Below are 7,630 nucleotides of genomic sequence, written 5' to 3'. Positions count from 1 at the left end.
TGACCCACCGCTTTCGCGAGCAAGCCCGCTCCCACACAAGCCCGCTCCCACATTTTTGATTTGTGTGTGGCCTAGGGCTTGGCTTCGTTGCTGAAGTTGCTGACCGTCGCGATCAACCCCTTCGCCGCCAACGCCACCAACTCACCCCCTTTTTCCACCGTCGCCAGCGCCGGGTCCGAGCCCATGCGCCCATCAGGGAAGCGTGCGCGGAAGTCCAGCGCTTCGCGGATCGGCCCGGTGTTGGCGATCTGCGGCGAGTACTCGGCCGATTTGATCGACGCCGGGTAGGCCCACTGCGTCACCGCAATCTCCGACGGCGTGGCGTGGCTGCCGTGGCCCACCGGGAATTGTTTGTGGGCCAGGTCGTTGACGCCTTCCAGGTCCCACCAGTTCACCAGCTTCAAGGCAAACCCGGCCGGGCGGCGGGCGAAGCTGGCTTCGGCGTACAGCTCGGAAAACGCGGCCTCAATGGTGGCGATGTTGCCGCCGTGGCCGTTCAGGAACAGGATCTTGTCGAAACCATGCCCGGCCAGCGAGCGCACCCAGTCGCCAATCGCGGCAATAAAGGTGGAAGGGCGCAGCGAAATGGTGCCGGGAAAACCCAGGTGATGCTGGGCCATGCCGATATTGAAGGTCGGGCCGATCAGGATGTCGGCGTTCTTCTGCGCCTCATGGGCGATGATCTCCGGGCACATCCAGTCGGTGCCCAGCAGGCCGGTCGGGCCGTGTTGTTCGTTGGAGCCGATGGGGATCACCACCGTACGGCTGCGCTCCAGGAACTGCCCGATTTCGATCCAGGTGGATTGGTGTAGAAGCATGGGTTGCTCTCTTTTATCTATGGGGACAGGCTATCCGCCACGGATTGTACGACTACTCGCCACCTGTTGGGGTTTGCAGTTGAGGTACGTCGAGGACTTCAACCAATGCTGGTCCGGGTACCAGGAAAACATGAACTGCCCATCCTTGAGCTTGTCCACCACCTGGCGCGCCACCTGCGGGCGCACGGCCGGGCAACCCTGGCTGCGGCCGATACGGCCTTCGCGCTTGCTCCACAGCGGGCTTACATAGTCGGCGGCGTGGATCACGATGGCGCGGTCGCGGGCCTGGTCGTTGAAGCCCGGTTCCAGGCCGTCCATGCGCAACGAATAACCGTGGGTGCCCAGGTAACTCTCCTGGGTGCGGAACAACCCCAGGCTGGACTGGTGGCTGCCCTCGCGATTGGAGAACTGGGTGGCGAAGTTTTCCCCGGACTTGGCACCGTGGGCCACCAGGTCGCGCAGCACCAGGGTCTTTTTGCGCAGGTCGAAGATCCACAGCCGACGGGCGGTCGAAGGCTGGGAGTAGTCAATCACGGCCAGGCGCTCGGAGCGTTCCTCGCCATTGTTGACCGCGCACTGCACCGCATTCAGGGCGCTTTTCAGTACAGTGGGATTGAGTTCTGGAGCCGAGCGCGCCAGGCTGCTATACAAGGTAGGAGGGTTGCCATTGGCGGCGAGGGCATTGGCGCCCAACGCGGCCAGGCTCACGGTAATCAAGCCGAGGCGGCACAAAAAAGTCAGCATCTACAGTACATCCCCCCGCTGTGGATTGGAGCAAAGCCATTGTTCAAAAAACACGCATGTTACTTGAGCATTTGCCTGCTCGTTGCACCATTGGTCGCGACAGCCGACGAGCTGCCGGTGGAACCTGTGCCAATTGTGTCCGCCAGTCCGCTGCAACAAGCGCTGGCGGCACTGCCTGCGGTGTGCCCCCATCTGGCACCGCATATCGATGCCGCCAGCCAATCGCGCCTGCAAGCGTTCTACCAGCAGCAGGGCGATGTCGCGCTGTGGTCCGCCGAGCGCCGGCAGGCATTGCAGGCCCAACTGCTGCTGCTCGCCGACGACGGCCTGGACCCCACCCACTATAGCCTGCCTGCGCCGGACGCCACGGCCAACGTGCTGTGCAGCGATATCGACAGCAGCCGCCAGTACCTGCAAGCCCTGCAGGATTTGCACTATGGTCGCCTGCAACAATCGCGCTTCGAACCGCTGTGGCACGCCCAGCCGCCGACCCGTGACCCGAATACCGAGGTGCTGGCCTTCGCCGCCACCGGCCTGCACGACATGCCCCAAGGGTTTGACCAGGCCCGCCCCAGCGCCGATTTATACCGTAGCCTGCGCAATACCTATGCCACCTTGCGCCTGCAACCGCTGCCGCACTGGGACCCGATCGCCAGCGGCGCGCTGCTGCGCCCCGGCACGGAGGACGCGCGCGTGCCGGACCTGGCGCGGCGCCTGGTCAGCGGCGGCTATCTGGCCAAGGCGCCGAGCGGCAAGCTCTATCGCGATGAGCTGGTCAAGGCGGTCAAGGCCTTCCAGCTCAGCCACTCCCTGCAAGCCGATGGCGTGATCGGCGCCGGCACGGTGACCGAGTTGAATATCAGCCCGGCGATCCGCCGCGAGCAGCTGCGCATCAACCTCGAACGCTTCCGCTGGCTGGCCCAGGACCTGGAGCCCGAGGGCGTGTTGGTCAACGTCGCCGCCGCGCAACTGAGCGTGTACCAGAGCGGCATCCCGGTGTGGCAAACCCGCCTGCAAGTCGGCCGCGCCGAACGCCAGACGCCGCTGCTCAAGTCGCGCATCACCCGGTTGACCCTCAACCCCACCTGGACCATCCCGCCCACGATCATGCGCGAGGACAAACTCCCGGCCATCCGCCTCAACCCCGAATACCTGCGCCAGCAAAACCTGCAAGTGCTCGACCCCGAAGGCCGCCCGCTGGCGCCCGAACAGATCGACTGGGCACGCCCCGGCAACATCCTGCTGCGCCAGCAAGCCGGCCCGCGCAACCCGTTGGGCAAGATCGTGATGCGCTTCCCCAACCCCTACTCGGTGTACCTGCACGACACCCCCAGCCAACCCCTGTTCAGCAAGGGCCCGCGGGCATTCAGCTCGGGCTGTGTGCGGGTCGAACAGCCCTTGATGTTGCGCGACCTGCTGGTGACCCCGGCCGAGCGCGCACGCACCGATGAGCTGTTGGCCACGGGCGTGACCCATGAATTCAGGTTGGCCAAGCCGGTGCCGGTGTTGCTGGGGTATTGGACGGTGGAAGTCGATCGTCAGGGTGGCTTGGTGTATGCGCCGGATATCTACTCGCGGGATCTGGTGCTGATGAAGGCGATGGGTGCGACGCTCTAGCTTTTTACTTTCCTTACCGGTCGATCACAGGACAAACCATGCCCTTGCCGTTCGTAAAAATGCACGCCCACGGCGACGACTTCATCATCATCGACCGCCGTGGCCAGGCCGACCCGATTACCGCGCAAATCGCGCGCCGCCTGGGTAACCGCCATACCGGTATCGGCTTCAACCAACTCGCCGTGGTGCTCGATTGCGACGATGCAGCGGCGCGGATCAAATTCTGGAACCCCAACGGCACGCCACTGCAAACTTGCGGCAGTGCCACCCGTGGCGTGGCGGATCGCTTGATGCAGGAAACCGGCAGCGACTCGATTGTGCTGCGCACCGACCGCGGCTTGCTGACCTGCGTGCGGGCGTCGGGGCGCCAGGTGTCAGTCAACATGGGCGAGCCGTCGCTGGACTGGGCCGCCGTGCCGCTGGCCGAGGCCATGGATACCCGCACCTTGCCGCTTGAAGGTGAGCCTGCGGCGTGCAGCATGGGCAATCCGCATTGCACGTTTTTTGTCGATGACATCACGGCTATCGACGTGGCGGCGGTGGGGCCGGCGCTGGAACAGCATCCATTGTTTCCGGCCAAGACCAATGTGCATTTCGTGCAGGTGCTGGACCGTGGGCACATCCGCCTGCGCATCTGGGAGCGCGGCGGGGGTGTGCCGCTGGGGTCGGGGTCGTGTTGTTGTGGGGCGGTGGTCAATGGCATCCGCCGTGGCTTGCTGGATGCCAGGGTTCAGGTGGAGTGCGATGGCGGCACGGTGACGGTGGAGTGGGCGGGCGAGGGTGGCGTGGTGTTGACGGGGAGTGTGGAGCCGGTGATGCAGGGCAATGTGTTTGGCATTGGCTGAAGGTCGGCCGTTGAAACTGTGGTGACTGGGCGGCCGTCTTCGCGGGCAAGCCCGCTCCCACAGGGGATCGGGTTTGCAGGTTTGGGCAGGTGTACACAGTTCAGGGATTGGGTTTGCAGTCCTGGGCAGGTGTACACAGCTCAAAATGTGGGAGCGGGCTTGCTCGCGAAGGCGGTCTGTCAGTTAACACAGATGCAGCTGACCCACCGCTATCGCAGGCAAGCCAGCTCCCACAGGGGATTGGGTTTGCAGATTGGGGCAGGTGTACACCGTTCAAAAATGTGGGAGCTGGCTTGCTTGCGATAGCGGTGGCACAGGCGACCGCTAAACCACGACAGGCACAAATCGCACGCTGAACAGCGTGCCATCCTCCACGGTTGAGCTCACGGCCACATCGCCGCCATGCACCCTGGCCAACTCCCGCACGATATACAACCCCAGGCCCACGCTACGCACGTCGCTGCCTTGGTCGGTGCCGCGGGTCATGGGTTCGAACAGCCCGTCCAGCAGCGTTTCGGGAATCACCGCGCCGTGGTTGTGCACGCAGACGGTGCAACCACCCTCGCCCAACTGCGACGTCACGGTGATGGGCTGTTGCAAGTCGCCATACGCCACGCTGTTGGCCACCAGGTTGCCGATGATCTGCTGTACGCGGTCGGCGTCCAGGCTGGCGTCGCCGCTGCCCACGGTGTGATGTTCCAGGATGGCCTTGGGGAAGGCCACGCGCAACTCATCCACGGCTTGGCGGGTTACGGCGTGCAGGTCCAGCGGCGCCACCTTGATGCTGATGCCGTGGCCGACACGGGCCTGGGTGAAGTCCAGCAGGTCGGCGATCATGCGCTGGGCGCGTTCGGACGACTGGCCGATATGCCCGAGCAACTGGCGCTCCTTGGCGTTGCGTTCGCCACGGCTGAGGAAGTCCGAGGCCATGCGGATGGCCGTGAGCGGGTTCTTCAAGTCATGGCTGACAATCGCCACCATCTGCTCGGCAAACTGTGCACGGCGCTGGGCGATGGCATAGGCCGCGCTCAGTTCGGCCTGGGCCTGTTTGAGGGCGAGTTCGGTGGCGGTTTTTTCCTGCAATAGCGCTTCGGCCAGGTTGCGGGCGTTGAGCAATTCGCGCTCGTACTTGTCGCGGTCGGTGGTGCCGAACAGGGCCAGGTCGTAGACCGTGCCATCTGCCTGCTCGCGCTTGAGGCCATTGAGCAGCACGGTCACCTTGTGCCCGTCGCGGTGCAGCAATTCCAGTTTGACTTCGGTCACGCTGCCGCGCATGCGCAACATCGGTGCCAGGTGGGTTTGGTGGAAAATCCGCCCGCCCATGGTCAGCAGGTCCTGGAAGCGGCGGCCGCACAGTTCGATGGCGCTGAGCCCCAGCCACTCACTGAATCGCGCGTTGGCTTGCAGGATCGTGCCATCTTCCGAGGTGACGGCCAGGGCACAGGCGGCGTTGTCGAACAGCTTAACCGGCATGGGGAGCGGCCCACGGCGCAAGGAAGGTGTGCATCGCGGCGGCACACGCCTGTGGTGCACTCATGTGCGGGCAATGGCCGACGTTGTCGATCAGGCAATAGGTGCTGTTGGGCAGCACGCTGTGCAGGTATTCACCGACGGCCACCGGTGCGATCAGGTCGTCGCTCGATTGCAGGATCAGTACCGGGGTGTCCAGGCCGGCGACGTCCTGGCGGTTGTCCGACATAAACGTTACCCGTGCAAATTGCTTGGCGATCTCCGGTTCCGTGCGGCAGAAACTGTCGGCCAGTTCGTCGCTCAACGCCGGTTGCCCAGGCGCGCCCATGATGACCGGCGCCATGGCGCTGGACCAGCCGAGGTAGTTGCTGTCGAGGGTGTCGAGCAGGTCGTCGATATCGCTGCGCTTGAAGCCGCCGACATAGCCGTCGGCATCGATATAGCGCGGCGATGGGCCGATCATCACATGGGCGGCGATACGCCCGGGGGCCTGGCGGTCGGCGAGGGTGGCAATCATCGCGCTGACGGAGTGGCTGACCAGAATCACCGGGCCCACCGCAAAGGCTTGGATGATCTCGTTCAAGTCGCGGGCATAGCCGTCCAACGTACTGTACTTGGTCGTTTCGTAGGCATCGAGGTCCGACAGGCCGGCGCCGACCAGGTCGTACATGACCACGCGAAAGCGTGCGCAAAACTGCGGTGCCAGGTAGTTCCACATGGCCTGGTTGCACCCGAACCCGTGGGAGAACACCAAGGTCGAGGTGCCACTGCCCATCACACTGACGTTGTTGCGGTGTCGTAGGTCCATGGGCTTCTCGGTTATGGCGCTTTGCTATACGTGGGCGGAGTTTAGATAGTCAACGGCGCGGGGTCACGCGTTATAGCGCTGATAGGGTAAAGTCGGCGCCTTCAGGAAGAAACTTCAGGTAACAAGTATGTGGGTGACTGTGCGGCAATCCGTTTTCAGCCTGCTGGCGCTGGTCTGTATTGGCCTGTCGAGCGCCGCCCAGGCTGACCCGTCGCCGATTGGCGTGGCCCTCGACCAGCGTGTGATCGACCTCACCAACACCCTGGACGCCGGCACCACCACCCGTCTGAAAGACCAGCTAGCCGCCCTCGAACAGCGCAAGGGCGCGCAGGTGGCCGTGCTGCTGGTGCCCAGCATCGGCGGTGCCAGCCTCGAAGACTATGCCAACCAACTGTTCCGTGCCTGGAAGCTGGGGCGCAAGGACATCAACGACGGCATCCTGCTGTTGGTGGCCAAGGATGATCGCAAGGTGCGCATTGAAGTGGGCTACGGCCTTGAAGGCACCGTTACCGACTTGCTGAGCCACCGCATCATCGAAGAACACCTCACCCCGGCGTTTCGCCAGGGCGACTACGTGGGTGGTGTGAGCCTGGCTGTCAACGACTTGATCGTGTTGGTGGACGGCGGTGACTTGCCAGAGGTGGCGGGGCCAGCGACCGGACCCCGGGCGATGGCGGTGTTGCTGGCGTTTGTATTGGGCGCCCTCGGTGGTGTGCTGCTCGCCGCTGGCAAGCTGCATTGGCGTCGTGCGTTGCTTGCCGTGGTAGCGGTCACGGCGTTGCTGACGATTTTTAGCGGTGGCCAGGACTGGCCGTTGTCCCTGCTGCTGATGCCGCTGACGATGCTGATCGGCGGCGCCACCTTTGGTGCGTTGTGGCTGGCGCGCACGGTGTTCTACTGCGTGCTGGGCTTGCTGGCCTACATCCTCGGGCTGGTGGTGGTTGACCAGCATTATGCCGACGTCAACTTCATCCACTGGCTGGCGTTTCCGTTGGCGGCGCTGGTGGTGCTGGGGCTGTACCTGATCCTGTTGGTGATTATGAAAGACGCCTGGAAGCAGAGCCGGGCAGGCTTTGTCGCGCGGTTGCTGGCGGCCGTGGCGGTGTATGGCGCGGCGGTGTATCTGCTGGACATGGGCCGTAACGGCTGGTTGTTCGCGTTCCCCATCGCCTCGTTTGCCGCGCTGTGTATCTTTGGCAAGGTCGGTACCGGGTCGGGGTCGAGCTCCGGCGGCGGATCGAGTTCGGGTTCCAGCAGCTCCAGCGGCAGTTCGTCGGGCGGTGGTGGTTCGAGTGGTGGTGGTGGCGCTTCGGGGAGTTGGTAAATCC

Annotated in this window: 7 protein-coding genes; 3 read left to right on the top strand and 4 right to left on the bottom strand. The window is 64.0% G+C overall.

Annotated features, from left to right (window positions below; translation table 11 throughout):
* Positions 1–71 precede the first annotated feature (71 nt).
* Positions 72–818, bottom strand: a complete 747-nt coding sequence (locus NUV89_RS09000) for a creatininase family protein (protein WP_257781023.1) — start codon at positions 816–818, stop codon at positions 72–74.
* Positions 819–848: 30 nt separating this feature from the next.
* Positions 849–1,562 carry a murein L,D-transpeptidase catalytic domain family protein gene (locus tag NUV89_RS08995; RefSeq protein WP_257781022.1) on the bottom strand — a complete coding sequence of 238 codons (714 nt, stop codon included), beginning with the start codon at positions 1,560–1,562 and terminating at the stop codon, positions 849–851.
* A gap of 39 nt (positions 1,563–1,601) precedes the next feature.
* Here NUV89_RS08995 and NUV89_RS08990 point away from each other — a divergent pair, with 39 nt between their 5' ends.
* Both NUV89_RS08990 and dapF read left to right on the top strand, forming a co-directional pair.
* The gene (locus NUV89_RS08990) at positions 1,602–3,179 is read left to right on the top strand and encodes a murein L,D-transpeptidase (RefSeq protein ID WP_257781021.1); all 1,578 of its coding nucleotides are present in this window, start codon (positions 1,602–1,604) and stop codon (positions 3,177–3,179) included.
* 38 nt (positions 3,180–3,217) lie between these two features.
* The gene (gene dapF, locus NUV89_RS08985; protein WP_257781020.1) at positions 3,218–4,024 is read left to right on the top strand and encodes a diaminopimelate epimerase; all 807 of its coding nucleotides are present in this window, start codon (positions 3,218–3,220) and stop codon (positions 4,022–4,024) included.
* Between the two features lie 324 nt (positions 4,025–4,348).
* Here dapF and NUV89_RS08980 read toward each other — a convergent pair whose 3' ends face one another.
* Together NUV89_RS08980 and NUV89_RS08975 are read right to left on the bottom strand one after the other, a co-directional pair.
* Positions 4,349–5,497 (bottom strand): PAS domain-containing sensor histidine kinase, encoded by a 1,149-nt coding sequence (locus NUV89_RS08980; RefSeq protein WP_257781019.1) that lies wholly within the window; start codon positions 5,495–5,497, stop codon positions 4,349–4,351.
* Positions 5,487–6,302 carry an alpha/beta fold hydrolase gene (locus tag NUV89_RS08975; protein WP_257781018.1) on the bottom strand — a complete coding sequence of 272 codons (816 nt, stop codon included), beginning with the start codon at positions 6,300–6,302 and terminating at the stop codon, positions 5,487–5,489. Before NUV89_RS08975 ends, NUV89_RS08980 begins: the two co-directional genes overlap by 11 nt.
* A gap of 127 nt (positions 6,303–6,429) precedes the next feature.
* Here NUV89_RS08975 and NUV89_RS08970 point away from each other — a divergent pair, with 127 nt between their 5' ends.
* The gene (locus tag NUV89_RS08970; RefSeq protein ID WP_257781017.1) at positions 6,430–7,626 is read left to right on the top strand and encodes a YgcG family protein; all 1,197 of its coding nucleotides are present in this window, start codon (positions 6,430–6,432) and stop codon (positions 7,624–7,626) included.
* The last annotated feature ends 4 nt before the right edge of the window (positions 7,627–7,630 follow it).

Source organism: Pseudomonas sp. 18.1.10, from assembly GCF_024655625.1.
Taxonomy (GTDB): domain Bacteria; phylum Pseudomonadota; class Gammaproteobacteria; order Pseudomonadales; family Pseudomonadaceae; genus Aquipseudomonas.
Note: the sequence above shows the minus strand (reverse complement) of the source record. Positions and strands in the feature narration are given on the sequence as shown.

What these genes read in the sequence shown, in the direction of transcription:
- NUV89_RS08970 (WP_257781017.1), top strand. Translation starts at nt 6,430, where the DNA reads ATGTGGGTGACTGTGCGGCAATCCGTTTTCAGCCTGCTGGCGCTGGTC.
- NUV89_RS09000 (WP_257781023.1), bottom strand. Translation starts at nt 818, where the DNA reads ATGCTTCTACACCAATCCACCTGGATCGAAATCGGGCAGTTCCTGGAG.
- NUV89_RS08980 (WP_257781019.1), bottom strand. Translation starts at nt 5,497, where the DNA reads ATGCCGGTTAAGCTGTTCGACAACGCCGCCTGTGCCCTGGCCGTCACC.
- NUV89_RS08995 (WP_257781022.1), bottom strand. Translation starts at nt 1,562, where the DNA reads ATGCTGACTTTTTTGTGCCGCCTCGGCTTGATTACCGTGAGCCTGGCC.
- NUV89_RS08975 (WP_257781018.1), bottom strand. Translation starts at nt 6,302, where the DNA reads ATGGACCTACGACACCGCAACAACGTCAGTGTGATGGGCAGTGGCACC.
- dapF (WP_257781020.1), top strand. Translation starts at nt 3,218, where the DNA reads ATGCCCTTGCCGTTCGTAAAAATGCACGCCCACGGCGACGACTTCATC.